Genomic DNA, 23,454 nt, shown 5'->3' with positions numbered 1-23,454 from the left:
TTCAGTGTATAGAGACGATAGATAATGGGTTTAGGAAGTTATTGGGGCGAAGTAATGGAAGTGCTTCGTGAAATTATTCCAGTTTATGATAAAGTAAATTCAATCATATCATTAGGAAAAGATGTAGAGCACCGAAATCGTGGTATTTCAAAGAGGGTTGTTCCTGGAAACAAAATACTTGATGCAGGTTCAGGTTTTGGCAACATGTCAAAGACTGCTCTAAAGTTAACTGATGGAAAAATTACAGTTACACTTTACGATCCTTTAGTTCCAATGCTCAAGAATACTGGTACTCATTTTGATAAAACACCTAACATGGCAAATGGTGTTTTTGAACACATTCCATTTAGAGATGAAGAGTTTGATGCAGTATTGTGTGGTTATTCCTTAAGGGACGCAATAAATCTAAGAATTGCAATTAGTGAGATTCACAGAGTTTTAAAAAAAGAAGGAAGGTTTGTGATTGTAGATTTGGGAAAGCCAGATGAAGCATTAATCAGAGCAGGAGTTTCATTTTATCTTAGATGTATTTTACCAATTCTTGCATTTATTGCGGGAGGTAGACTAGGATTGAAGTTTGGAACACTCTATGGAACTTTCAAAAGATGGCCTCAAAACAAAAAGCTCGAAAGTCTGTTGCTCGAAAAATTCTCTAGAGTTGAATTTGAGAAAGATCTTATGGGCGGAGCAATAATGGTTGCAGCATACAAATGAATAAAGTTCTGATTCTAGTAAACATTACAGGTCTAATCATTGGAATTTCTTATGGACTGCATGGTCCAATTCTTCCAGTATTTGCAAAAAATGTTATAGGTGCAACGTACTCTGAACTTGGTTTTATCGGATTAGCTAATTTCATCCCTTACATGTTCATCCCATTGTTTGTAGGAATTCTTCTTGATAGATTCAATAATGGATATCTTTTAGCATTAGGAACCGCAATAAACTCTACATCAATTTATCTTCTATCAATTGCACAATTAGTTCCTGAAATTATGGGATTCAGAATAATGACGGGTGTAGCTCATGCATTTTTTTGGCCACCATGTGAATCGATCATATCAAATGAAAGTTCTGAGAAAAACAGAGTAAAAAACATCTCATGGTTTACAATGTTTTTTGTTATTGGATTCATGGTCGGACCATTACTAGGAACAGTATTTTTAGAAGGGTTAGACATTACATACAGAATCCTATTTCAAATTACAGCGTTCATTCTAGCAGCTACGCTGATTTCTTCAATACTAGTTTCAAGAAAAAGTGTTAGAAATCATCATGAACATTTTTCATTTTCATCAATCAAGGAAATGAAGAGGTTTCCTGAAGTCATAATTTTACTACTTTTTTGTACATCATCATTTGGCATAATTTTGACAATTTATCCTGCATTTCTAAATGATAATGGGATGACAGATACTGATATTTTGTTACTGTTTTTTGTTTTTGGGATTTCACGTGTGGTATCACTTGCACTGGCAGGAAAGTTTGCAAGAAAGACAAGTCAAACTTTGATTGCTGCAGTGTTTGCAGTATCAGCAGGGCTTGCAATATCAGTGGTTGCAGACTCTATTGCCACTTTTGCAATAGCACTAGTATTGATGGGATTTGGATTTAGCATATTTTTCCCACTAACTTTAGAGATTATTTTGAGCAAGACCAAAAAAGGCATCTCAGGAAAAATTATTGGTGCATATGAAACAGTTTTTGGAATGGGTTGGGCAATAGGGCCAACTATCGGAGGACCATTAACACAATCCTTAGGAGATAATACACCATACATAGTATTTTGTATCATAGGAATTGGAGTAGCACTACTAGCAATTACATATAGAAAGAAATTGGAACCACAAAGAACTTTGTATTAGATATCCATTGTTCCACGTTTCTTAGTGCAGATATCTAGTGCATCAACTACTTCTGTAACAAAGACTTTACCGTCGCCCTTTGTTCCAGTACATGCCACATTTGCAATTGCATTTATGATCTCATCCACCTTAGGATCATCTGCCACACAAATGATCATTTCTCTGCTAAAGAATTCTCCAACCAAAGGAGGATCTTGTGCACCTTGTCCTTGTACTTGATGAACAGTTACACCACCAACGCCTATTTTTTTAATTGCAGCAATAACTGCATCTTTCTTTCCAGATGGAACTATTGTTTCAATTTTCTTCATAAACCAAATTGCAATTGAATTTCTTTAAACCATTAAGTATATTCTCAGAGATGATATTCAAGTCTGAAATTATCAATTAGGCATAATTTCAAACATTACGTTTAATTTCAAATTAAGGCAAATGAGATCATGATAGATTATTCATTAAATGTAGCAGGTAGCGAATGGATAATCATCATTTTTGTTGCACTAGTTTTGATTTTAGGAACAGGTAAGCTTCCAGGAGCTGCAAGGAAGCTTGGAAAAGCAGTCAACGAATACAACAAAGCAAAAAATGGCATCCAAGAAAGCATGAAAGAGGTTACAGATGAATCACCAAAAATTTCAGGGCCAGTAGAATCAGAAAGACAAAAACTAGAAACCATTGCAAAGTCAATAGGGGTTAAAGCAGAAGGTAAAACAGATGATGACCTACGAAAAATTATTTCAGACAAAATTGGTCAAAAGAAGACAGACGAACCAGAAAACAATAAATAGTTATTTTAATTTTTTTATTCGATACAGGTCTTTGTCAAGTCGTTTTTTTGCAAACTTGTAGTAATCAGGAACAACTTCAAATCCAAGAAATCTTCTGTTTAAAGATTTGCTTACAACAGCAACCTGACCTGAGCCAAGGAAAGGATCAAGAACAATATCTTTTTTGTCACTAGAGTACTCTAAGAGTTTCTGTATCAATTCTGATGGAAGTTTTGTTGGTGTCTTTTCATCACCTGTCCAATATTCACGTTTGATGTCCCAAACATCTTCTTTGTCTTTGTAGTGCAGACTACGCCCCTCTGTCGTTTTGTCTTCTTTTTTAAATCTAGAAAATGGAAAGAACTTTCGTTTTTTATCATCTTTGCAAACATACAGACAATGATAGTGTGATGTAACAAACTTTCTTTTAGTTACCACACCAAACTGGTATTTCCAAACAATATGATTAATGGTAGTAAAACCAACATCATCTAATGCTTGCAAAATATCCTTTAGGTTATTCCACCCTGAAAAAACATACATGCTTCCTGAATCTTTTAGAATTCGAAAGACTTCACTCATCCATGCAAATGTGAAATCATAGTAATCCTCAGGCTTGATTTCGTTGTATCCAGAAATTACACGAGATGATGTTCTATTGTAATTTGCCTTTTTTGCCTTAAAATTTATGGCAAAAGGGGGATCGGTAATAACTAAGTCAATCTTGTTCTTAGGAATTGATTTCATCCCATCAATGCAGTTTTGATTGTAAATTTTGTTGATCTCAATTTTTTTCATTTTTAAGTTCAAGATCATTTCCTAGCATAATAATGTCATGGGTAAACACTATGAAGTAACAATAAATCACTAATCATTTCTTAGCAAATAGATCTTGAAGTTATCATGTCCAAAATGCAAGTCAAAAATAGATATTCAAAAGACTTTCAACAAAAAAATGCATGTATCTTGTAGTAATTGTGGTATCGAAGATCTGCTAGAGTTTTCAAAGAATGTAGATGAGGTATTTTTAGAATTTCTATCAAGATATGACAAGGGTCAAGTAACTGAGAATGGATTATCAGAGAACCTCAAAGATGAGGGAATAGTACGTGCTGAAAGTGAGATAAAAGAGATGATTGGTAAAAACAAGCCAGACAAAATTACTGAAGAAATTTTATTTTCAAAAAAAGACTATATTTCACAATACAAAGTTTTGAGCAATCCTGAGCCTAAAATGGGCGGCAAAGTTGAAGATTTGGGATTAGATGAATCAGTCACAGACCATCTCAAAGAATTAGGAATAAAACAATTTTACAAATTTCAAGAAGAGGCAATTGGCGAAATTTCATATGGAGAAAATGTAGTCATTGAGGCGCCAACTGCTTCAGGAAAAACAGAAGCATTTTTGATTCCAGTGATTCAAAGAATAAAAAAAGACGCAACAGATGGAAATGTTTATGCAATTTTTGTTTATCCAACAAAAGCACTTGCAAGAGACCAATTCCCAAAGATCAAAAAGTTTGCAGAAAAAATTGGAATAACAGTAAGTGTCTTTGATGGAGATACAAAGATAGCAGACAGAAGAGAAATCATAGATAATCCCCCACACATTCTTGTCACAAACTTTGATGTTTTACACTATCACATGTGGCACCAAACAAAGTTTTCATCAATATTATCATCAACAAGAATTCTCGTTACAGATGAAGCACATGTATATTCAGGAATTTTTGGTTCAAATGTTCATTACATCATAAAAAGACTCAAAAGAATTTGTGCAAACAAACTCCAATTTGTAGCAGCATCAGCTACACTAGAAGACGCTAAAGAGTTCTGTGAGAAGTTATTTGGAGAAAAGATGCAAAAAATTCAAGGTTCAGGGAAAAAAGATCAGACAGATTTTGCCATGTTATTTCCATCATTACGAACTCAAAGGGCACTAATGGTGGAATTAACAAAAAAACTTACTCAAAAAAATCACAAAACCATGGTCTTTAACAACTCACATCTGAATTCAGAATTACTAGCAATGCAGGCAAAAAGGCAGAAGGTCAACATCAAAGTTCACAGAGCTGGACTGATGGTAAATTATCGAACGTCTGTTGAAAAGCAGTTCAAAGAAGACATGCTTGATGCAATTTCATGTACTCCTACGCTTGAATTAGGCATAGATGTTGGGAATGTTGATTGTGTGATTTCATCCACCATTCCAGTAAATCGATTAATTCAGAGAATTGGCAGAGCTGCAAGAAAGGGACAGCGGGGATATGCATTTTTAGCATTAGGAAATGATCCGATTTCACAATACTACAAGAATCATCCTGATGACTATTTTGAAGATATAGAAAAAACATACATAGATCCAAAGAATCCATTTGTAGAAGAATTTCAAGTTTTAGCAATGGCATGTGACAGACCAATTTCAAAACATGAACTCAAAGAACATCAGGAAGTAATAGAGCACCACATTATCAAAGAGAATCTAAAAGAGTTCAACAATAGAATAGTTCCCAATTTTGATAAAATTAATTCTCTTCTAAACGAATACAGCATTAGAGGTATAGGAAAGTCAATTGACATTTTCTTAAATGATAAAAAAGTAGGAGACAGGATTCTACCAATTGCACTTGAAGAGCTACACAAAGATGCAATCTATTTTCTTGCAGGTATTCGCTACAAAGTAAAAGAATTTGATTATCCAGAAAAAAATTATGCAAAGATTGAAAAGATTCCCAGGGATTACCCATACTATACTAAAGCATTAACGGAAGAATGGCCAACAATTGAGACAGTTTTTGAGAAGAGAGAAGCAAATGGAGTAGAAGTTGCATTTTGTAAATTACATATTGAGAAAAAAGTATACGGGTATGTCAACATTGAACTAGGACAAGAAGTAACACAAGGAGAAAAAGTCCTACTTGATACACCATTAGAATATGATTTTGTTACAAAGGGAATTGTATTTCATGCGCCAAGACCACTCAAAGTAATGGAAGAATCTGAAGACGAAGAATACATAGAGGCAAGTGGATATCATGCAACAGAGCATGTTGTGATTGAAGGAAGCAATATGATTACAGGAGGAGTATCTCAAGACTTGGGCGGCATATCACTTGGTACATCAGGCTTGATTTTCATCTATGATGGAGCCATTGGTGGAAGTGGTGCAAGTAAAGCACTCTACGACAGATTTGAGAAGGTACTTGAAAGGAGTATGTTTATCGTAAAGGAGTGTCCATGCAAAAATGAGGCTGGATGTCCACGATGTACGTTCTCATACAGATGTGGAAATAACAACGAGTATTTGCACAAATATTCTGCATTAGAAATTTTGGAGAGAATCAATGATGGTGAAAAAACACAACTAGTTGATCCTACAGAAGGAGATAGACCTCTAGTATAATCAAAATGGGATAAATATAACAAAAAAATAGAACCATCATGGAAAAGGTAGCTCTTGTTACTGGAAGCTCTTCAGGAATTGGACTAGAATCAGCATTAGCACTTGCAAAAGATGGATATCACACATTTGCCAGTATAAGAAATTTGTCAAAAGCAGGAGAGTTAGAAAATGCTGCAAAAAAAGAAAATCTTCCAATTGATGTAATAGAGCTTGATGTGGACAAAGAAGAATCCATTGTAGCAGCTATTAAAAAAATAATGGAGGATACCGGAAGACTAGATGTCTTAGTAAATAACGCAGGATATGGACAGTTTGGATGCACAGAAGATGTTTCAGTGGAGGATTTTAGAAAACAGTTTGAGACTAATTTTTTTAGTGTTGTAAGAATTATTCAAGAAGTTGCGCCAATCATGAGGAATCAAAAATCAGGAATCATTGTAAACATTAGTTCTGTAGCTGGAAGAATGGGATTACCAGGATCACCGGCATATATCAGTTCAAAGTTTGCATTAGAAGGTTTGGGAGAATGTTTGAGATATGAGCTTGGTCAATTCGGAATCAAGACCACTCTAATTGAACCAGGTGTAATTAAGACAAACTTTTTTGAATCAATGAAAATTCCAGATTCAAAGTCAGATCCAAAATACAAAGAATTAACAGATCATATTCTTTCAGGACTAAAGATGATGGTTCAGATGGGAACAGCCCCATCACAAGTAGCAGAAGTAATAATCAAGGCAATTCATGATGAAGAGATACTTCCAAGATATGTTGTGGGAACTGATGCTGCCATGTTCATGGAGGCAAAGAAGATGAAAACTGACTTGGAATTTGAGAAATATATGAGTAAAGAGCTATTTCCTAGCTGACATCGTACTTGTACGTTAACTTGATATACGCATAGAATCCAGTTTTTGTCAAAGTCCACAATTTTAGAGTGAAAAAGAATGAAATGGAAAACACTACAACACAATGGAATCTTATTTCCGCCAGCTTATGAAGCACAAGGAATCAAGATAAAGATCAAAGGAGAAAAAGTAGATCTTAATTTAGACCAAGAAGAGATGGTATACCAATGGGCAAAAAAGAAGGATACACCATACGCCCTAGACAAGATTTTTCAAAAAAACTTTACAACAGATTTTGCAAAGACTCTAGATTCTAAATTTAAAAAAATTTCATATGAAGACATCGACTTTTCAAATGCCTACAAACTTGTAGACAAGGAAAAAGATCTCAAAGAGATGATGACAAAAGAAGAAAAAAAAGCAATTGCATCTAAAAGAAAAGAACTTCGAGAAGAGCTCAAGGCAAAGTACGGAATTGCAATAATGGATGGGGTAGAAGTCGAGGTTGGAAACTATATGGCAGAACCCCCAGGAATTTTTATTGGCAGAGGAGAACACCCACTTAGAGGACGATGGAAGCCTCGCGTCACTGCAAAAGACGTCACACTAAATCTTGGAAAAGAAGCCAAAGTTCCCAAAGGAGAATGGGGCAAAATTATTCATGATAATGATTCAATGTGGCTTGCAAGTTGGATAGACTATCTCACACAAAAAAGAAAGTATGTTTGGCTTGCAGATACTGCAGGGCTAAAACAAGAAAGAGACAAGGAAAAGTATGAAAAAGCAGTAAAACTTGCAAAAGAGATTGACAAAATTAAAGACAGGATTGTAAAAGATATGAAAAGTAGTGACCCAAAAATCAGTAGAATTGCTACTGCATGTTATTTGATTTATAGAACCGCCATGAGAGTTGGAGACGAAAAAGATCCAGAAGAGGCAGATACTGTAGGTGCAACTACACTAAGAAAAGAGCATATCAAAATCACAACAGATGCAATAGAGTTTGACTTTTTGGGAAAAGACAGTGTGAGATGGCAAGAGACAGTCAAAGCAGTAGGACATGACAAACAATTCCAAGAAAATCTAAAAAAATTGGTTGAAAAGAAAAAACCAAAAGATGAGATTTTCCACGACATTACGTCACGCCATGTTAATGCATATTATTCCAGTATCGTGAAGGGATTGACTGCAAAGGTATTCAGAACATATCTAGCAACAACTGTAGTCAAAAACTATCTAAAAGATCATGATGACATGAAAGGAAAGTCAGATAATGAGAAATTATACCACGCGAAACTGGCAAATCTTGAAGCTGCAATAATGTGTAATCACAAGCGAACCATACCAAAAACATTTGAGGAATCTTTGCAAAAAAAGAAAGATACACTCAAAACCAGAGAAAAAGAAAAAACTTGGGAGAAGACCCAACTAACACTCAAAAAAGTAGAATCAACTAAACCTAAAACAGACACCCAAAAGAAGAACAGAGAAAAGAGAATCAAGACATTAAAGGAACAAATCAAAAAGCAAAAACAAAAGCACAAAGAAAGAATTGAAAAACTAAATCTACAAGTAGACTTGTCTGAGAGAACCAAGGATTACAATCTAGGAACTTCACTTAGAAATTACATTGATCCACGCGTTTTCAAGGCATGGACTGATGAGGTGGGTGCAGAGTGGGAGAAATTATACACAGCTGCACTTCAAAAGAAATTCCTTTGGGTCAAAAATGAAAATGTAAAGTGGAAAGAAATAAAATAATTTAGAATCATTTAATTTCCCATATTTTCAGGCATATACTATGCCGGGGTAGCTCAGCCTGGTTAGAGTGCCAGTTACTTGGTAGACTCTAGCGGTTCTCCAACTAAGGCAATACTCATAATCTGGAGGTCGCGAGTTCGAAACTCGCCCCCGGCACACAAATTGGTTTAATACCGCAATGGAGTTTTGGTTGCACGCCAAAGAGTTTACCAAGTATTGGCTCATGTGGATTGACCTACATTTTTTCCAAAAGTTCTCATTTTATTTTTCTCTATTTGAGACAGTCATATTCGGATTACATCAGATTCTACTCTTCGTTTGTTAGTTCTAGTTGAGTAGCGAACACGTGTATTACAACAAGGACATCGTAAAAATTTTTTCTTAAAATAGTAATTACAGTTCCTACAAAAACACCCACCAAATTCGTAGGCTTTGTGTTTAGAAATAACTTCAAATAAAATACATTTGTTTTTGCAGTTAGAGATTCCCATATCAACCAAATACATATTGTCTTGTTTGTGCAATTTCGTTAATTTTATCTTCAAAATCTTTTAGCCATACTGGTCCAGAATTGTCATGATTGGTAATTCTTTTTGGCTGGCCAAATTGGATGGTAATAATTACTGTGTTTTTAGCATCATCTTGGACACCATATTCGTCTATGTTATCACGATATGCTTCAAGAAGGAATGGGTTTAGTTCAGTTAAGACATCAGACTGAATTTGATATTCTTGTTTTCCAATTTCTTTTACGTTTTTCAATCCTTTGTAAAGTACTGATCCATCACCATCAATCATGATAGAATAAACAGGACATGTGTTTTCACATCCATTGTGTTCTAATGTTATCCTGAAAATACGCTCTGCATCTTTTTGAGGTTTCAAATTTTCAATATTTTTTGCAAGCCAACCATCATTGATTGAATCTATAATTTTACGATGAATCTCTTCATTAGTTTTTTCACTGTCAGGTAAATTTACATATTCATCATAAAGTTTATCTTGAATATTTTTTTCTGATTCAAGTATTGCCACAGTATTTTTCAGATCATCATCACTGTGAAGCATCATATCAAACCATGTATTCATTGTCGTATCTACCCTTTTTTGGGAATTAACAAAATCTTGAAAAATATCAACAGAGTTTCTCTGAGAATCGTAAATTACATTAATGGCATTATCATTTATTGAAATACTCGCATAAAGTACAGAGACGGCCACTACAATTCCAAGAATTATCAAAAACCTAGTTTTCATTTTTTATTGATTTCCTGAAGTAACGACAATCCTAATTTGTGAACTGGTTTCATTGCTCTATTTGTTAGAATAACAACAGCTGATTGGTTTCCTAGATTCATGCACATGAAACTAGAAAATCCTTCTGTACCGCCATCATGTCCAAGAATATCTACATTTTCTTGTGGAAAAACAAACCAACCTGCACGAAAGCTATGCAAGGAAATCCCCACAGCTTTTGTAAAAAATTTCATAGATAGAGGGATTTTTGGAGTGTTTTTGGTATTTTGACAATATTCAAAAACAGGATATAGTATTGTTTTGCTTAAACCTAGATTTGCCTTTAGGAACTTTACCATATCAGATGGAGTCGAGTATAGGCTTCCTGCTGCCTCTATTGCAGGCACATTCCAGTAATCAGCTTGCTTACCTCTAAAAGAATAACCAACTGCTAGTTGATCTTTGTGGGATTCAAAAACATCAATTCCAGTATCTTTCATATCAAGTACATCACAGATATGAGTTTTTACAAGAACATCATATGAATTTCCAGTAATTCTTTCAAGTATTTTTCCTACCAAACCAAAACCTAGATTTGAATACATCCAAGTACTTCCAGGTGAATGTTTTAATTTTAATGCAGAAACATAATTTAGAAATTTTTCTGTATCGTATTCATATTCAACAATTCGTGATTTTCCTGTAGACATTATTGAAAATATTTGTGAAGCAAATGTCTTTACCGAAAATTCGGATATGCCTGATGTGTGGGTTAAAAGATGACGCAACGTTACATTTTTGTTCTCAAATTCTGAATTTTCAAGCTCTGGGAGGTATTTTGAGATTTTTTCATCAAGAGATATTATTTCTTCAGCTTGAAGTTGTGCTGCTAATATTGTAGTAAAAGTTTTAGTCATTGAACCTATTTCATAAATTGTTTTATTAGTTGGTACAACTCCTGAATCTTTTTTGATTTCTCCAAAATTAAAAGTCATAGTCTCATTTTCATTAACTAGCCCAACAGAAATCCCAGGGCTTTTTCCTGATTTTACATGATTTTCAATAATTTCTTCAATTGCCAAGTTAGTACCTTTTTGAATTTTTCAAGTTCATTTTCTTGTTTGAGATTTTAGAAATTTTTCCAAAATTGTTTTTATTGAAATACTCAAAACCATCAATATTGTTCATTTTTTCATCCCATCCTACTTTTTCAATCATTTTACTTTTATATCCCATTCAACATCATATCCAAAAAAGAATTTAGCCATTCGGTTGAAGATAAATGGAGTATACATAAGTTTCATAGAAATGTTTCTAAATCGTTTTTTGATTGGGCTAGTTAGAAAATAATTTTCACCAACATCATGTGCTATCTTTGCAATCTTTTCGACTCTTTTTTTACGTAATTGTTGAAATTTTTCAAATGCCTTTTGTATGTCTTTTACATCTCTAAGGCATTTTGCAAGCATCATTGCGTCTTCCATTGCCATTGATGCCCCTTGTCCTGCATGTGGAGATAACGCATGCGCTGCATCTCCTATTAAGCATACATTATTTTTGTACCAAGTTTCTATTGAAGGCATTTCGTATATTGGATATTTGAGAAATTTTTTAGATGTTGCATGCACCAATTCTTTAACTACGTCATGATCTTCATCATACAAATTAATCAAATTCCTGTGCCATTTTTCATCAGAAATTCTTTCCAATTCTTCTCTAGATTGTTCTTGTGGATAAGACATTCCATTCCACCACCAAATTTCCCCATCGGGTAAAATACAATATGCAAGAAATGCTTTCTTACAATAATTAGTATGGATTATGTTAGAATTCTTGTCTTTCAAGGGAATATTTGTGTATCCACCAGAAACAATCATGTTAGTATAAGTGGGCTTTGGTATGTTTGGCATTATTATGTGGCGAGTACGTGAGTGTATTCCATCACAACCTACAAGAAGATCACCTTGAGTGTTAAAATTATCTTCAAAATGAGCAACTATTTTTGAGTCAGCAGTATTTTCTATGTTTTTTAATTTTTTATCAAAATGTATTTTAATTCCTTTCGAAACTACTTCTTCGCGTAGTGCTTTTGTTAATACTTTACGTTGAATCATAATACTACCTACACCATAGATTTCTTTTTCGTTGGTTTCATCCATAGTTGCAAAAATATTACCATTTTCATCATAGTGAATTACTCCGTTACAATCATACCCAACATTTTTAATTTTATCATAAATTTCAAGTATGTTAACCACATTCATTCCATTAGGGGATATGTAATGAAATAATCCTGAATCAGTATCTGATTCATTTCTTGCCTCAAAAATTTCAGATTTAATTCCTGCACGATGTAAAGCTAAAGCAAGAACAGGTCCTGCAATCCCACATCCAATTATCACGACATTTTTCTTAAACATGTTAATACAATAAGAAAAATATTATATAAACTGACCGACTAGTCAGTTAGTAATCTTATTGTAGATGTGTGAGGAAAATAATAAGGTGTCATCTAAACCCCTTACAAAAATACAAAAGAAAATTCTTCAAATAGCCAAAAAGAAATTCTCAAAAAATGGATATCAAAAGACATCTATGAATGACATTGTTTCTACTGCAGGTGTAAGCAAGGGAGTTTTGTTTTATCATTTTCACAGTAAAGAAGAGTTGTTTTTTCAAGTTCTAAGTCAAGGTATAGATGCAGAATTTCAGCGAATTTTTAGACTTTTAGAAAATGAAGGCAAAAAGCTGTTTAAAAAAAAAGAAAACTTGTTTGATGATTTAAAAAAGTATTATGATTTGGCAATTGCTGGAACTAAAGATTTTGAGAGGTTGTGGCTTGAGGGAAGAATAGAATCAGAAAACAACGTAAAGCTAAGACAAATGATGGAAAAAAAAGACAAGGAAATAACTCAGATACTTTTTGAGGGATTAAAGATTTCTAGAGAAAAAATAGGAATTCTCCAAAAATATGATGATAAAGAATTGATGGAGATAGTAAAAGGAATTATTGTAGTGATGAGAGGATTATTTATTGAGAAATTATCTGGAAAAGATCAGCAAGAAAGCAAAAACACTTGGGCCAGAATAATGTTTATCATTTACACATCAAAAAAATAATTTTTATTTTCTAAACTTTACCTAATTTCTGGATTTTTGTTTTTTAGGAGTTTAGATAAGTCAGAATTCCAAATGAGAGTATGATTCTTGGAACATGTGACAGGAATCATTTAATCTTATAATATGACCGACTGGTCGGTTTATTTATATATTCCATTACTTGATAATACCATAATGTCAAAGCAAATAACGAGATCTCTTACGAAGAAAATAGGTGTATCGTTAGTTTTTAGCTTCATGTTTTTGATTATAACTCCAGCCATGGCAGATTTTACATTATCACTTGCGAATCCATCAATAATTGATTCAGTGAATGGGAGTGTAACCAATATTGTTACCATAGGAGAACAATACATGATCAGAACTGATTTAATTAATCTTCAAACAACAGAGCAAAGTTTTGCTTATACAGTACACATAGTGAATGTTGAAGACAATACAGAATTAGCAAATGCACAACTGGATGGAGTGTTGGCACCTGGAGAAGAATTTAGTCCAATATTACCTTGGGAACCTGTATCTTGTGGAAAATATATTGTTAATTTTGCAATATATGATGATATAGAAAACATGAATCTACTAGCTCCTACTCTTAGTTTACCAGTAAGTATTGAAGGATGTCCGACTGTTTCTCCATTTGATGAGTTGTTTTTGAATATTCAAAATTTCTTTGCAAAATTATTTGCCTAAAACAGATTTTAAAAATAAATCAGCATGGTTTGCAGAACAATAGTTGTTTTGAGGTATTGGTTTGAAGTCATAGAGGTTTGAACCATTTTTGGAAAATAGAAAGAGTAGTTATGAAAGTAAATCTAGAATTTTTCTTGCAGTCGAATCAATCAACACATCTGATGCAGCTGCAATAAAAAGAATATGATCCTTTAATGGAATGGTCATAGTTACAACATTTTTCCTTCTTGCTGCAGTATACTCTATAGGCCCAAGATTTTCATCAAAATCTTGTCTGGTTCTAATTCACAATACTGCCTCTACAAACATCTTTTTTCGTTCAGCCTCACTTTTCATTGGAGATGTTCCTGACTGGAATCTCCAACAATGAGATTTCCCATATAATCTAAAAATCCTGCAAATCTAATTTTAGGTATTGCCAATATAAAATGGCATTTTTCCTGATCTGTTTTATTGTAAGGCATACTTATTTCACAATCAAGGTAGGGTAAGTAGATTTTTGAGATACGCCATTTGCAATTAGAGTAAAAATGTCCTAATTACAATATAAGCTGCAACGCCAAATAGCATTACAGAAAATATCTTTACAACATTTTGTTTTGGAATTTTTTCTAATGTTTTAATTCCAATACGAGTTCCAATTATTCCTCCCATTACAAACAGCATTGCAATTACAAAGTCAACATTGCCATCTACAAAATAGCGTCCAGCAGTAACTAATCCAAAAGAACTAACAGGAATCATGGATGTTCCAATAGCCTGAATTATGTTTAACCCTCCTGAATACATCATTGTGGGAACAATGAGAAAACCACCGCCTATTCCAAAATAGCCTGCAAGCACACCTACTGCAACACCATACAATGAAGAGTTTTTTCGAAATAAGACTAGTCTTGAGTTACTACTAGTTTGAGTTGATGTATGTGGTCTTTTCATCATTATCACACCAATTATCCCCATAAAGACTGCAAAGAAAACAATTAGATTTTCTGCAGGAGTTAGCAATCCAAGTTGAGAGCCAATCAAAGTTCCAGCAATACCAGGTAATGCAAATGACAATCCTTGTTTTAATTTTAGATTGTTGTTTTTTCTTTTATTTAGCAAATTGATTGCAGCAATAATTCCTATGGCAAGAGCTGATGTTCCTATTGCCATATGCATGTCTTTGATACCAACTACATACAGTAACAATGGTACTGCCAATACAGAACCACCTCCACCCATCAAACCAAGACTAAATCCTACAACAATTCCCGATACAATTGAGAGAAAAGTAGTCAGAAGGTCTGGTAAAAATTCAACTAGCATCTACTGCACACCTGTTTGGACCAATCTCCAAATCAGGAATTTCAGAATGTACTAGTTCCAACTCACCCTTGTTAACAGTAATTATCTTCCTATAGTTCATAGGTCTTGGACGAGTAATTGCAACTACCTTTCTAACAAATTCTTGTTTTGAGATATCAAGCCATGGAAGTTTCTTTGATTGTTGTATAGTAGAGTAAAATGCATCATTTTCAGATTTTACATCTTCTCCATGATGTGTTGGAAATACCATTGTATTATCTGAAAGTTTTAGTAATTTTTCATGCAATGTGTTGTAAAGATCTTCTGTGAATTCTTCGGCATTATCTCTCAAATCAGGCCTTCCAATAGATTCAACAAACAAGATATCGCCAGTAAAGACATACTTTTCATCAACTACAAAACTAAGGCTTCCTGGAGTGTGTCCTGGAGTGTGAATTACTCTTAGATTTGCTGCTCCAAATGAAATTTTGTCTGCATCACCAATGAAATTTGCATCATAATCATATCCCTCATACTTTGAAAGGTATAGTTCTGCACCAGTTGATTTTGCAAGGTCTCTTGCAGCTGAAACATGGTCTGCATGTTGATGAGTATCAAACACTTTGGTTATTTTGAAGCCCCGTTCTTTTGCAATATCGATGTATTTCTCAAAAGGATACAATGGATCAATCACCATAGCCTTACCGTCTGATGCTACAATATGTGAAAGACATCCTTTTCCAACTTTTTGTACTTGAATAATTTTTGTAGCATCATTTACTATAGATACAGGTTTTAGAACTTGATTCCATCCAGCCAATCCACCTTCAAGAGTTTGAGAAGCAATTCCTGCACGCTCTAGTGCAAAGCTTGCAACCATTGCACGATTTCCATGAGGACATATAGTTACAACTTGTTTATCTTTTGGAATTTGGGAAAGTGTTTTTGCATCAAAGAGTTCACCTAATGGAATGTTTTTGCTTCCAGGAATTTGAAACTCTGAAAACTCGTCAGTGTTTCTAACGTCTAATAAGAATACATCATCTAGTTGTTTTGCCAAGTTATCAGGTGAAATTGTTTTTCCAGTAGGACCTGTTGTTGTTTTTCCAGCCCATGATGAAAATCCACCTGTTAAATAATGAGAATCCAAGCCAAGAGAACTCATCATTGATGCAGTCTCTTTTGAAAAATCTTCAGGGTCGGAAATCAATACAATTTTGGTATTTTTTGGAATTTTAGTCATAATTTTTTCTTTTGATTGTGCATCACATACAGCATGAACAGAACCATCAATGTGGGATTTTTCAAAATCACTTTGCAATCTAAGATCAAATAACAATAGAGGTTTTTGTTGCGCCAAATCCTCATTTAGTTCATTAGCAGTTATTCCTAAATTTTGGTTATTTTGTGTCATGAGTATTATTGGTATTTGCCAAATATAATCAAGAAGTTTATACTGCAAACATGTGCAATCACTACAGACATGGCAAAAAAGACATCCACGATAACATTTCGAATCAATGAAGAGCATGAAAAAGGATTAAGAAAAGAAGCAGAAGAGAAAAGAATCAGTCTCAATACTTTGGCAAACCAAATCCTAGGAGACCATGTAGAGCTTGATCAATACATGAAGAAATTTGGCATGATTGAGATGAGTAAAGGTGCATTCAAGGAATTATTAGGCACACTAGATGAGAAAAATATCATAAATTTTGCAAAATCAATTGGCTCCAAAGAACCAAAAGATTTCATATTATTCAAGTGGAAAGAACTCACTCCCGATACAGTGTCAGATTTTGTCAAGATGTATTTTGAGAATTGTGGGTATGGAGTATGTGATATGCAAAGAAATAACAACATCAATACAGTAAGTGTTCATCATGATTTTGGAAAGAAAGGCTCAGTTTTTCTAAAGGCATTCTTAGAGGCAATTATCCAGTCCACGTTAAACAGAGATGGGAATGTTACAATAACAGAAAATTCTGTATCATTAAAATTTTCAAATTAATCATCACCAACAACAATATGCAATGCTACTAATGCAGCAAGCAAAATCACTAATCCAAATTGACCATGAAGTAATCGTCCAAAGATCTTAGAGTTTCTAGTTGAAGTGTACTTTAACATTAATCCACTAACCATCATTACACTCATCACCAAAGCTAGAGAAAGGGAGATAGAATCCAAATTACTAACAAATAGAAATCCATGAGTCATTCCTGCAAAATAACCAATAGAATTCAATAGAATATGGAAATTCAATATTGGTTTGTAGATTGCACGAATCTGTTTTCCTATCTGAACAGTACTGCCTCCAGCCTTGATTGCATAACGACGAATCTTATTCATAGCAATAAAGGGTACATTTGCTGCAATTCCAGCACTAACTGCAATCCAGCCCAAATTCTCTATTGCATCCTCAGCATCATCAGCAAAAGCTGAAACAGGTAAGAAAAATCCAAGTAAAAGTAAACCAAGTATTATTTTAAAATACATTTTTCTATGTTTTTGAGATTGTTGATTTTGCTTTGTATAGTTTGAATCCAGTATAACCAACAGATACAATTATTGCACCTATTGTGACATACAAAATTATGTTTCCTGCATCAGAGCCTATTGCAAGTTCTTCATCGTCTTGATGTTCTCGTTCTCTTTCCATAATTCCAAATCCAACTCTATCTTCTTTCTCATATTCATCATCTTCAGAAGCTATTGCAGTATGAATTGGAATTGCCAATAATACAAAAAAAGATAATAAAATGATCTCTTTTCTCATCTTTACCTCACATAGACTATTGATACTTGTAGATAAAAATGCTAAAACAGATTTCACATGTGAAAATTAAACTTGATAATCAGAATTTAGTATAATAATAAAATAAGAATTATAGAATCATGGTAAGCCAATACATATGGATCGGAGTTGTTATTGGGGCATTTGTAGTAGGAATTGCAGGCAGTTATACAGTTTTTAATGCTGAAAACACATCTGTTGCACCACAAAATATGCAACAGATGATGCAAGATTCCACTCAAAGACAGCAAATGCGTTCAATGATGATGCAAGATTCAGATATGATGACAGAGATGATGCAAGATCCTCAATTTATGCAAAGAATGGGTTCAATGTGCAGTAATCCAGAACTATGTCAAGGAATGTTTGATTCTATGATGTCAAATCCTGAAATGATGCAAAGAATGACAGAGATGATGGGAGGTTCTATGGGCAGACATATGATGGGAAGCATGATGAATCAACAAATGCTTGATACAATGAATCAACCACTAACAGACACACAAGCAGAACTTCCAATAGGCTCAGAGCCTCAATTAAGAACATTTGAAATTGAGCTTGGAGAAGTAGAATTCTTTGCAAACACTGAAAATGAAAGTGGTGATGAAGATACAGTATATGTTGAACTTCACAAATGGAATCCTAACGTATTTGTTGTAAACAAAGGAGACACAGTATCCCTTAAAGTGACAAATCCAAGAGGAAATTATCATTCATTCTCAATTCCTGAATTTGGAGTGTCAACTAGCATGCTAGATCCTAGAGGAGGAACAGAAACAATAGAATTTGTGGCAGATAAGGCAGGAACGTTTACATTTTCTTGTGAGGTCCCCTATAATCCTGATCAGCAGTGGTGTGATCCAGATCATGCTATGATGACAGGCACGATAATCGTCCTAGACAACTAGGCATCTTTTTTCTTTTGTGAGAGACATATTTTGTATGACAGTGCAATACATTGTTGACTGACTCGTTATATCTAATTTCAACCAATAATACTTTGCAAACAACACAACAAACCTTCAAAATCCAAGACCTTGAAAAAAAGGACAATATGTTAGAAATAGTTTCAGACAAGTATTGCAGAACAATACTAGAGGTAACCAAATTCAAACCAAAATCTGCAACAGAGATCACATCAGAGACAAAAATTCCAATAAGTACAGTATATAGAAGAATTCAGACACTTCATGACAACAAATTACTTGCAATATCATGGGAAATCAATTGGATTCTAGTGCTACAATGTATCTTTTAATTGGATATATTGCTACTGCCTTTTTTGTAAGAGGTCGCAAGGGAAAATACGCTGCCATGGGAAGAGAATAATCCCCTCTTTCAATTTTTTAATTTTCACGAAATAGTATGGTCATATAATCTTGAATTTGATGGCACGAATGCTGAGAACGTATTCCGGAGGGAATCATTTCATGTTGTAAACATTCAAGGTAAAAACCCCATGGAAAAAACATGACTAGGATCAAGTTCAGGAACAGCATAGACAGTTCCAAAAATACTCACAAACAATAATGTAGTTATCAAAATTTTAATTTTCATTTTTTATAACTCTCCAAAATCAAATACCAAGCTTTGCTGCATTATATCAGGATATTTGCATGGAATTCCCTGCTCAGAATGTGCCGTAGTATGCCACGTTACAAAATAATCAATGTCATCAATTGTAGCTACACCAAGATATTGCACCATCATGACGATAGTACCTTCATCATTATGACAATGAGAGATAAACGAGTCAAAGGGCTCAAGAATCATAGAATATTCAAACTCACCAATTGAGTGTTTTGAGCCGTTAATGTCAGTATAAGAGTAATTTTTGTCCTCAAGAATTATCAATACAGAGTCTTTGTCAAGTAGTTTCATATCAGATATTGTAAAATAATCTACCCCTTTTGAAACAGGATCAAAGTGCATCTCTCCATCTACTCTGTTTTCCCCATAAATGACAGATATTCCAAACCCTCGATCGTCTATTCGTGGATGTTTGTAGCAGAATTGATTTTCATTGGGACTAGTATAACATGAGGAGTCTTGTAAATTTTTTATCTTTGAAAAAATCTTACTGTCATCAGAAAAAGACATCTTGTTTATTGTAAATGATTCAAGAGGTCTCCAACATGGAATGTCTTCAGGTTGGATTACAATCATGCCAAATATGGCAGACACCAAAATTCCAACTACCAGTATAATCCCATATTCAGTTTTCATTTTCTATTTCTCCTAAAATATACAAATGCCATTACTGCAACAACTGGAATCATCAGGATACCTGCAAAAACAGTCATCTGTTTTTGAAAAGTAATCTCATCCCATCTCTCCAGTTTCTTTTCTTGTATAATTTTTTGGTTTTCTTCAAGTTCTTTACGCTCTTCTGGCAAAAGAGATTCATAGACAAATTCAGTTGTCTGAGATCTAATTTCAACATCAGATTGGGCCAATTTTTTTACAATATCTAATGTAGAGTGAAACGTGTGGAATTTTGGCCAACATGGATCTGTCATTAATGATAATTCTTCTCGATACACAAACACAACATACTCAAATCCATCTTCAAACTGATAATCCCAATTTTCATTAACAGTTACTGAGATTTGCTCAATTGCATTTCCCTTAAAGGATTCCTGAATCTGAAAAGTTACAACAGGCATGCGAGAGTCCAATGTTAGATAGTTTTTGTATAATACCTTACCATGAAAAACATAATCAGATGAGTCATAAACATCACCAAGATTTGGAATAACACACGAAAGGGAATAAGATTCTTGAAATCCAAACGAAATCAAAACCAAAAAAGTCAGAATTAAAAACCTAGTTTTCATTTAGTCATATTCCCTACATACATTATCTTTGATGGTTTGAATAGTTGGCTCTTCAAAGTAAAAGATCTCTACAGATTCTTGAGAGGAGATAATTCTCTGGCATTGGTAAGTTATTTTTTGGCCATCCGGATTATCTGTAAAAGTCAATGAGACATATCTTGCATTTTTGTAATAAGTGAAACTGATATGGTCTTCAAATAACGTACCGGACATTGTAGTCATTCCTGTTTGAGGATAGGTTTCATGGAATTGTTTTACCAGTTCATGTGATTGATAATCTGTAACTTTTTGATGTTGAATTGGTGCTGCAACAAATATCAAAAATGCAGTTATTACAAAAAAAGACAAGACAACCCCAACTATTCCCGTGATGATCAGGTTTCTGGTTTTCATTTTCTTTTTCTCAATTAAAAATAATGTTCTCATTATTAGGATCTATTATCCAATCAGTCTTTCCATAAACACCATGAAACTCACATAACTTGTCTTCTCCCATGCTAGTTTTACTGTTAAATTCACAGCTTGTATTGCATTCAGATTCAGTAGATATTCCCTGAGATCTACTGCCAATAAAATTGCCGTCCTCATTGGCTGTACCACTACGGGTTATGCAAAGTCCTTGCTGCAGTTCTGGTATGACATATCCACTTTGCAGTGCAATTACAGATGTCGGTATAAGTATGACTGTCAAAATGACTAATCGTTTGTATTTTTTTGATTTTGGAAATAGTGATGGCTTTACCACTATAAATGCAACATACAAGATTGCAGATACTGTCCCAAACTTAATTACATTATAGACAAAATAATCCGGAAGGCCATTTTGCAATGTAGGCTGGTTGAAAAATCCGTTAATCAGAAGGTATGGCAAGTTGATCAAATAATATGTTGCGATAGCTCCGAGAACAATCAAAATTCTCTTGCGTAAGTTGTGTCCATAGTCAGTTGTTTTCTTTTTCTCCTTTTTTAAAAAATCCATTTGAGAGCAAATCCCTATTACAATTAGGATAAGAATACATGCAACAATTAGATAATTTGGAATTCCAATTAGGAATTTAAGAGAATTGAATTCTTGTGTTTCTAGAATTAATGGAAGCAGCACTAACATAAATAGGATTAACCCAAAAAGCATCACATATATCAAAACTCTAGTTTTCATTTTCCTAAACTCCATCCTCGTTCCATCAGAGTTCTGGCAGTATCTCCCGTGACGCACACTACAGTAGAGTAATCATGTTTGATCAGCATTCTATGATTTTCATTCTTACATTCAGTGCCAGACAGGACCTTGCTGAATTTCTCAACAACAGTTGTTCCCCCCATATTAGATTCTAAAACTGTAGTAGAGTTCTTTAGTTTCTTGTAAAACTGATGAGTATACTTTCCTGGGTCTTGTAGCACAAATGGAGATTTTACCAAAAATGGTTTTTCAGTAGTTACTTTGAACTCAAATGATTTGGCAAACTTGCTGTTCTGGTAAAACTCGTTGTTTAGTTTTCGCTGATCTTCGGCAAACTCTTGATGTTGAGCATCAGTTACATTTTCTCCTTTTGGAAAGGGAATCATCTTGTCTCCCTTATCAAATGCATATCCTACAACTGCACTAAACGTTGAATTTGCAGCAAAATTATCATCGCGAAAATCTACCTTTTGCACTACAAAAAATTGTTCTCCTGCTTGTACCAAGGAACGAGATACCATATTTTTTGTAAATATTGAAGCGTCATTTTTTACATCTAATTCACCCCATGAGATTTTTTCATAATCTACTTGACGGGAAATCTCATCTCGTGGTCCAAGGGACAAAATTAGTGAATCAGTCCATCCACTTCTAAATGAGATGCCTTGGGAGGTGTGGCCCTCAAAGGAAACGGTAAGGAAGATCTTCTCATGCTCGGTTACAGGATCTACAGTAACAGTTACGGGAATTCTTCCAACAGAGTTTCTGTACAGAGGTATTGGCTCAAAGTCAAGTGAGATATATGATGCTGCACTTGCAGGAGTTATCTCAATTACTGGTGCCAGTTCCCCAAAGCCCCAAGGTCCAACAGTGTACTGCAATTTGATGTCAAACGTAGTGGGAAAGTGGCGGGAAACTTCAGAGGGGACATTCTCAAAGCTTGATGTTCCGGAAAATGATTCGACAGCAAATGCAGCTGGAATAAGAATTAACAGTCCACCAATTCCAATAATTACAAAAAATCTAGTTTTCATCTCATGTCACCCACACGCCAAAATGAAAGACAGCATCATTATATCTAAATAGAAATATTCCCGTATTTTCATGCCATTTTTCATAATCATTTAATTCTGTTTGAGACATTCCAGTTTGTATGCTAAGCTCGTCAATGCTTGTATTGATCCAATATGATGTAAAATCAGGACCCATTACACGGTAACCATTTCTTTGTGGGTTGAATTGTTGATCAAGCAAAACATCCATCATGACTTTGATTTTTGGAACTTTTTCAAAGTCAGATTCATCAAGTGTGACTATCTGAAATTCGGATAAAGGTGGATTAGTATAATGATCTTTAGAGGATTCATCATACATCCTCAATGAGATTCCTTCGCCGTACAAAGAATACCCATTAAATACAGCAAAGATGGAAATCGATGACATCATAACAATTCCAATTGGTATCAAAAATTTAATTTTCATTTTTTAATCATTATTCTCAATGTACTCAAATCGCTCTCCACAGAAAGGACAAAAATCTATTGGATAATACACTACATCATCATCAGACATAATATCAGCCCAACAAAACTTTCCAGATTTTTTATCCCATAGAGGAGTTTTTGAGTCCATTATCCGTAACCTATAGCAACAAAACTCTAGATCC

Annotated in this window: 30 protein-coding genes and 1 tRNA gene; 13 read left to right on the top strand and 18 right to left on the bottom strand. The window is 34.1% G+C overall.

Annotated elements, in window-relative coordinates; all coding sequences use genetic code 11:
* Positions 1-24 precede the first annotated feature (24 nt).
* Together NPIRD3C_RS04005 and NPIRD3C_RS04000 are read left to right on the top strand one after the other, a co-directional pair.
* Positions 25-714, top strand: a complete 690-nt coding sequence (locus NPIRD3C_RS04005) for a class I SAM-dependent methyltransferase (RefSeq protein ID WP_148702940.1) — start codon at positions 25-27, stop codon at positions 712-714.
* Positions 711-1,865, top strand: coding sequence for an MFS transporter (locus tag NPIRD3C_RS04000; RefSeq protein WP_148702939.1), 1,155 nt, complete (start codon positions 711-713; stop codon positions 1,863-1,865). The genes NPIRD3C_RS04005 and NPIRD3C_RS04000 overlap by 4 nt, the downstream gene beginning before the upstream one ends.
* Here NPIRD3C_RS04000 and NPIRD3C_RS03995 read toward each other — a convergent pair.
* A complete protein-coding gene (locus NPIRD3C_RS03995) occupies positions 1,862-2,176 on the bottom strand; it encodes a P-II family nitrogen regulator (protein WP_148702938.1) in 315 nt (104 codons plus the stop codon). The genes NPIRD3C_RS04000 and NPIRD3C_RS03995 overlap by 4 nt on opposite strands.
* Before the next feature lie 129 nt (positions 2,177-2,305).
* On the opposite strand from NPIRD3C_RS03995, the gene NPIRD3C_RS03990 reads away from it, so the two are divergent.
* On the top strand, positions 2,306-2,653 hold the full coding sequence (locus NPIRD3C_RS03990; protein ID WP_148702937.1) for a Sec-independent protein translocase subunit TatA/TatB: 348 nt from the start codon (positions 2,306-2,308) through the stop codon (positions 2,651-2,653).
* On the opposite strand, the gene NPIRD3C_RS03985 is transcribed toward NPIRD3C_RS03990, so the two are convergent.
* Positions 2,654-3,430 (bottom strand): DNA-methyltransferase, encoded by a 777-nt coding sequence (locus NPIRD3C_RS03985; protein ID WP_182126487.1) that lies wholly within the window; start codon positions 3,428-3,430, stop codon positions 2,654-2,656.
* A gap of 94 nt (positions 3,431-3,524) precedes the next feature.
* Here NPIRD3C_RS03985 and NPIRD3C_RS03980 point away from each other — a divergent pair, with 94 nt between their 5' ends.
* The 4 genes from NPIRD3C_RS03980 to NPIRD3C_RS03965 all read left to right on the top strand — a co-directional run bounded on the left by NPIRD3C_RS03980 (position 3,525) and on the right by NPIRD3C_RS03965 (position 8,800).
* The gene (locus NPIRD3C_RS03980) at positions 3,525-6,035 is read left to right on the top strand and encodes a DEAD/DEAH box helicase (RefSeq protein WP_148702935.1); all 2,511 of its coding nucleotides are present in this window, start codon (positions 3,525-3,527) and stop codon (positions 6,033-6,035) included.
* Between the two features lie 38 nt (positions 6,036-6,073).
* The gene (locus NPIRD3C_RS03975; protein ID WP_148702934.1) at positions 6,074-6,904 is read left to right on the top strand and encodes an SDR family oxidoreductase; all 831 of its coding nucleotides are present in this window, start codon (positions 6,074-6,076) and stop codon (positions 6,902-6,904) included.
* Between the two features lie 78 nt (positions 6,905-6,982).
* Positions 6,983-8,644 carry a DNA topoisomerase I gene (locus NPIRD3C_RS03970; protein ID WP_148702933.1) on the top strand — a complete coding sequence of 554 codons (1,662 nt, stop codon included), beginning with the start codon at positions 6,983-6,985 and terminating at the stop codon, positions 8,642-8,644.
* A gap of 42 nt (positions 8,645-8,686) precedes the next feature.
* Positions 8,687-8,800 (top strand) — tRNA-Met (locus NPIRD3C_RS03965).
* Positions 8,801-9,136: 336 nt separating this feature from the next.
* Here NPIRD3C_RS03965 and NPIRD3C_RS03960 read toward each other — a convergent pair.
* From NPIRD3C_RS03960 to NPIRD3C_RS03950, 4 genes are read right to left on the bottom strand one after another with little or no spacing between them, the layout of a single operon-like run.
* A complete protein-coding gene (locus NPIRD3C_RS03960) occupies positions 9,137-9,901 on the bottom strand; it encodes a DUF6438 domain-containing protein (RefSeq protein ID WP_148702932.1) in 765 nt (254 codons plus the stop codon).
* Positions 9,898-10,962, bottom strand: coding sequence for a serine hydrolase domain-containing protein (locus tag NPIRD3C_RS03955; RefSeq protein ID WP_160272853.1), 1,065 nt, complete (start codon positions 10,960-10,962; stop codon positions 9,898-9,900). The genes NPIRD3C_RS03960 and NPIRD3C_RS03955 overlap by 4 nt, the downstream gene beginning before the upstream one ends.
* Position 10,963: 1 nt before the next feature.
* Positions 10,964-11,098 (bottom strand): hypothetical protein, encoded by a 135-nt coding sequence (locus tag NPIRD3C_RS10960; RefSeq protein ID WP_257720267.1) that lies wholly within the window; start codon positions 11,096-11,098, stop codon positions 10,964-10,966.
* The gene (locus NPIRD3C_RS03950) at positions 11,095-12,300 is read right to left on the bottom strand and encodes an FAD-dependent oxidoreductase (protein ID WP_148702930.1); all 1,206 of its coding nucleotides are present in this window, start codon (positions 12,298-12,300) and stop codon (positions 11,095-11,097) included. Before NPIRD3C_RS03950 ends, NPIRD3C_RS10960 begins: the two co-directional genes overlap by 4 nt.
* Positions 12,301-12,385: 85 nt before the next feature.
* Between NPIRD3C_RS03950 and NPIRD3C_RS03945 the strand changes: the two genes are divergently transcribed.
* Both NPIRD3C_RS03945 and NPIRD3C_RS03940 read left to right on the top strand, forming a co-directional pair.
* Positions 12,386-13,000 carry a TetR/AcrR family transcriptional regulator gene (locus tag NPIRD3C_RS03945; protein WP_160272851.1) on the top strand — a complete coding sequence of 205 codons (615 nt, stop codon included), beginning with the start codon at positions 12,386-12,388 and terminating at the stop codon, positions 12,998-13,000.
* Between the two features lie 243 nt (positions 13,001-13,243).
* Positions 13,244-13,690, top strand: a complete 447-nt coding sequence (locus tag NPIRD3C_RS03940) for a hypothetical protein (protein WP_160272849.1) — start codon at positions 13,244-13,246, stop codon at positions 13,688-13,690.
* 108 nt (positions 13,691-13,798) lie between these two features.
* On the opposite strand, the gene NPIRD3C_RS11080 is transcribed toward NPIRD3C_RS03940, so the two are convergent.
* Positions 13,799-13,936 (bottom strand): hypothetical protein, encoded by a 138-nt coding sequence (locus tag NPIRD3C_RS11080; protein ID WP_342399211.1) that lies wholly within the window; start codon positions 13,934-13,936, stop codon positions 13,799-13,801.
* On the opposite strand from NPIRD3C_RS11080, the gene NPIRD3C_RS10860 reads away from it, so the two are divergent.
* Positions 13,890-14,060 (top strand): hypothetical protein, encoded by a 171-nt coding sequence (locus NPIRD3C_RS10860; protein WP_237087720.1) that lies wholly within the window; start codon positions 13,890-13,892, stop codon positions 14,058-14,060. The two genes, NPIRD3C_RS11080 and NPIRD3C_RS10860, sit on opposite strands and share 47 nt — an antisense overlap.
* A gap of 149 nt (positions 14,061-14,209) precedes the next feature.
* Here NPIRD3C_RS10860 and NPIRD3C_RS03930 read toward each other — a convergent pair whose 3' ends face one another.
* Both NPIRD3C_RS03930 and NPIRD3C_RS03925 read right to left on the bottom strand, forming a co-directional pair.
* Positions 14,210-14,998, bottom strand: coding sequence for a sulfite exporter TauE/SafE family protein (locus NPIRD3C_RS03930; protein ID WP_148702927.1), 789 nt, complete (start codon positions 14,996-14,998; stop codon positions 14,210-14,212).
* Positions 14,988-16,391, bottom strand: a complete 1,404-nt coding sequence (locus NPIRD3C_RS03925; protein WP_148702926.1) for an MBL fold metallo-hydrolase — start codon at positions 16,389-16,391, stop codon at positions 14,988-14,990. The genes NPIRD3C_RS03930 and NPIRD3C_RS03925 overlap by 11 nt, the downstream gene beginning before the upstream one ends.
* Here NPIRD3C_RS03925 and NPIRD3C_RS03920 point away from each other — a divergent pair.
* Positions 16,374-16,985 (top strand): toxin-antitoxin system HicB family antitoxin, encoded by a 612-nt coding sequence (locus tag NPIRD3C_RS03920; RefSeq protein ID WP_342399207.1) that lies wholly within the window; start codon positions 16,374-16,376, stop codon positions 16,983-16,985. The two genes, NPIRD3C_RS03925 and NPIRD3C_RS03920, sit on opposite strands and share 18 nt — an antisense overlap.
* Here the strand turns inward: NPIRD3C_RS03920 and NPIRD3C_RS03915 are convergent.
* Positions 16,982-17,473: a hypothetical protein gene (locus NPIRD3C_RS03915; RefSeq protein ID WP_148702924.1), complete on the bottom strand. Its 492-nt coding sequence runs from the start codon at positions 17,471-17,473 to the stop codon at positions 16,982-16,984. The genes NPIRD3C_RS03920 and NPIRD3C_RS03915 overlap by 4 nt on opposite strands.
* 4 nt (positions 17,474-17,477) lie before the next feature.
* Positions 17,478-17,753: a hypothetical protein gene (locus tag NPIRD3C_RS03910; protein ID WP_148702923.1), complete on the bottom strand. Its 276-nt coding sequence runs from the start codon at positions 17,751-17,753 to the stop codon at positions 17,478-17,480.
* A gap of 119 nt (positions 17,754-17,872) precedes the next feature.
* On the opposite strand from NPIRD3C_RS03910, the gene NPIRD3C_RS03905 reads away from it, so the two are divergent.
* Together NPIRD3C_RS03905 and NPIRD3C_RS11075 are read left to right on the top strand one after the other, a co-directional pair.
* On the top strand, positions 17,873-18,679 hold the full coding sequence (locus tag NPIRD3C_RS03905; protein WP_148702922.1) for a cupredoxin domain-containing protein: 807 nt from the start codon (positions 17,873-17,875) through the stop codon (positions 18,677-18,679).
* 53 nt (positions 18,680-18,732) lie between these two features.
* Positions 18,733-19,029, top strand: coding sequence for a hypothetical protein (locus tag NPIRD3C_RS11075; protein ID WP_342399206.1), 297 nt, complete (start codon positions 18,733-18,735; stop codon positions 19,027-19,029).
* A gap of 302 nt (positions 19,030-19,331) precedes the next feature.
* On the opposite strand, the gene NPIRD3C_RS03895 is transcribed toward NPIRD3C_RS11075, so the two are convergent.
* Genes NPIRD3C_RS03895 through NPIRD3C_RS10415 form a run of 7 tightly spaced genes read right to left on the bottom strand, consistent with a single transcriptional unit; the run spans position 19,332 to position 23,420 of the window.
* Positions 19,332-19,997, bottom strand: coding sequence for a hypothetical protein (locus NPIRD3C_RS03895; RefSeq protein ID WP_148702921.1), 666 nt, complete (start codon positions 19,995-19,997; stop codon positions 19,332-19,334).
* A complete protein-coding gene (locus NPIRD3C_RS03890; protein WP_148702920.1) occupies positions 19,994-20,608 on the bottom strand; it encodes a hypothetical protein in 615 nt (204 codons plus the stop codon). Before NPIRD3C_RS03890 ends, NPIRD3C_RS03895 begins: the two co-directional genes overlap by 4 nt.
* On the bottom strand, positions 20,609-21,001 hold the full coding sequence (locus tag NPIRD3C_RS03885) for a hypothetical protein (RefSeq protein ID WP_148702919.1): 393 nt from the start codon (positions 20,999-21,001) through the stop codon (positions 20,609-20,611).
* A gap of 10 nt (positions 21,002-21,011) precedes the next feature.
* Complete coding sequence (locus tag NPIRD3C_RS03880; RefSeq protein ID WP_148702918.1) at positions 21,012-21,767, bottom strand: hypothetical protein; 756 nt, start codon at positions 21,765-21,767, stop codon at positions 21,012-21,014.
* On the bottom strand, positions 21,764-22,822 hold the full coding sequence (locus tag NPIRD3C_RS03875; RefSeq protein WP_148702917.1) for a hypothetical protein: 1,059 nt from the start codon (positions 22,820-22,822) through the stop codon (positions 21,764-21,766). The genes NPIRD3C_RS03880 and NPIRD3C_RS03875 overlap by 4 nt, the downstream gene beginning before the upstream one ends.
* Position 22,823: 1 nt before the next feature.
* Positions 22,824-23,270: a hypothetical protein gene (locus NPIRD3C_RS03870; protein ID WP_148702916.1), complete on the bottom strand. Its 447-nt coding sequence runs from the start codon at positions 23,268-23,270 to the stop codon at positions 22,824-22,826.
* Between the two features lie 3 nt (positions 23,271-23,273).
* Positions 23,274-23,420: a hypothetical protein gene (locus NPIRD3C_RS10415; protein ID WP_160272847.1), complete on the bottom strand. Its 147-nt coding sequence runs from the start codon at positions 23,418-23,420 to the stop codon at positions 23,274-23,276.
* Positions 23,421-23,454 lie beyond the last annotated feature (34 nt).

The organism is Nitrosopumilus piranensis (assembly GCF_000875775.1).
Lineage (GTDB): Archaea > Thermoproteota > Nitrososphaeria > Nitrososphaerales > Nitrosopumilaceae > Nitrosopumilus > Nitrosopumilus piranensis.
Note: the sequence above shows the minus strand (reverse complement) of the source record. Positions and strands in the feature narration are given on the sequence as shown.

Coding starts and splice junctions, on each gene's coding strand:
- NPIRD3C_RS04005 (WP_148702940.1), top strand. CDS start 25: ATGGGTTTAGGAAGTTATTGGGGCGAAGTAATGGAAGTGCTTCGTGAA.
- NPIRD3C_RS04000 (WP_148702939.1), top strand. CDS start 711: ATGAATAAAGTTCTGATTCTAGTAAACATTACAGGTCTAATCATTGGA.
- NPIRD3C_RS03995 (WP_148702938.1), bottom strand. CDS start 2,176: ATGAAGAAAATTGAAACAATAGTTCCATCTGGAAAGAAAGATGCAGTT.
- NPIRD3C_RS03990 (WP_148702937.1), top strand. CDS start 2,306: ATGATAGATTATTCATTAAATGTAGCAGGTAGCGAATGGATAATCATC.
- NPIRD3C_RS03985 (WP_182126487.1), bottom strand. CDS start 3,430: ATGAAAAAAATTGAGATCAACAAAATTTACAATCAAAACTGCATTGAT.
- NPIRD3C_RS03975 (WP_148702934.1), top strand. CDS start 6,074: ATGGAAAAGGTAGCTCTTGTTACTGGAAGCTCTTCAGGAATTGGACTA.
- NPIRD3C_RS03970 (WP_148702933.1), top strand. CDS start 6,983: ATGAAATGGAAAACACTACAACACAATGGAATCTTATTTCCGCCAGCT.
- NPIRD3C_RS03960 (WP_148702932.1), bottom strand. CDS start 9,901: ATGAAAACTAGGTTTTTGATAATTCTTGGAATTGTAGTGGCCGTCTCT.
- NPIRD3C_RS10960 (WP_257720267.1), bottom strand. CDS start 11,098: ATGATTGAAAAAGTAGGATGGGATGAAAAAATGAACAATATTGATGGT.
- NPIRD3C_RS03950 (WP_148702930.1), bottom strand. CDS start 12,300: ATGTTTAAGAAAAATGTCGTGATAATTGGATGTGGGATTGCAGGACCT.
- NPIRD3C_RS10860 (WP_237087720.1), top strand. CDS start 13,890: ATGGTCATAGTTACAACATTTTTCCTTCTTGCTGCAGTATACTCTATA.
- NPIRD3C_RS03930 (WP_148702927.1), bottom strand. CDS start 14,998: ATGCTAGTTGAATTTTTACCAGACCTTCTGACTACTTTTCTCTCAATT.
- NPIRD3C_RS03925 (WP_148702926.1), bottom strand. CDS start 16,391: ATGACACAAAATAACCAAAATTTAGGAATAACTGCTAATGAACTAAAT.
- NPIRD3C_RS03915 (WP_148702924.1), bottom strand. CDS start 17,473: ATGTATTTTAAAATAATACTTGGTTTACTTTTACTTGGATTTTTCTTA.
- NPIRD3C_RS03910 (WP_148702923.1), bottom strand. CDS start 17,753: ATGAGAAAAGAGATCATTTTATTATCTTTTTTTGTATTATTGGCAATT.
- NPIRD3C_RS03905 (WP_148702922.1), top strand. CDS start 17,873: ATGGTAAGCCAATACATATGGATCGGAGTTGTTATTGGGGCATTTGTA.
- NPIRD3C_RS03895 (WP_148702921.1), bottom strand. CDS start 19,997: ATGAAAACTGAATATGGGATTATACTGGTAGTTGGAATTTTGGTGTCT.
- NPIRD3C_RS03890 (WP_148702920.1), bottom strand. CDS start 20,608: ATGAAAACTAGGTTTTTAATTCTGACTTTTTTGGTTTTGATTTCGTTT.
- NPIRD3C_RS03885 (WP_148702919.1), bottom strand. CDS start 21,001: ATGAAAACCAGAAACCTGATCATCACGGGAATAGTTGGGGTTGTCTTG.
- NPIRD3C_RS03880 (WP_148702918.1), bottom strand. CDS start 21,767: ATGAAAACTAGAGTTTTGATATATGTGATGCTTTTTGGGTTAATCCTA.
- NPIRD3C_RS03875 (WP_148702917.1), bottom strand. CDS start 22,822: ATGAAAACTAGATTTTTTGTAATTATTGGAATTGGTGGACTGTTAATT.
- NPIRD3C_RS03870 (WP_148702916.1), bottom strand. CDS start 23,270: ATGAAAATTAAATTTTTGATACCAATTGGAATTGTTATGATGTCATCG.
- NPIRD3C_RS10415 (WP_160272847.1), bottom strand. CDS start 23,420: ATGGACTCAAAAACTCCTCTATGGGATAAAAAATCTGGAAAGTTTTGT.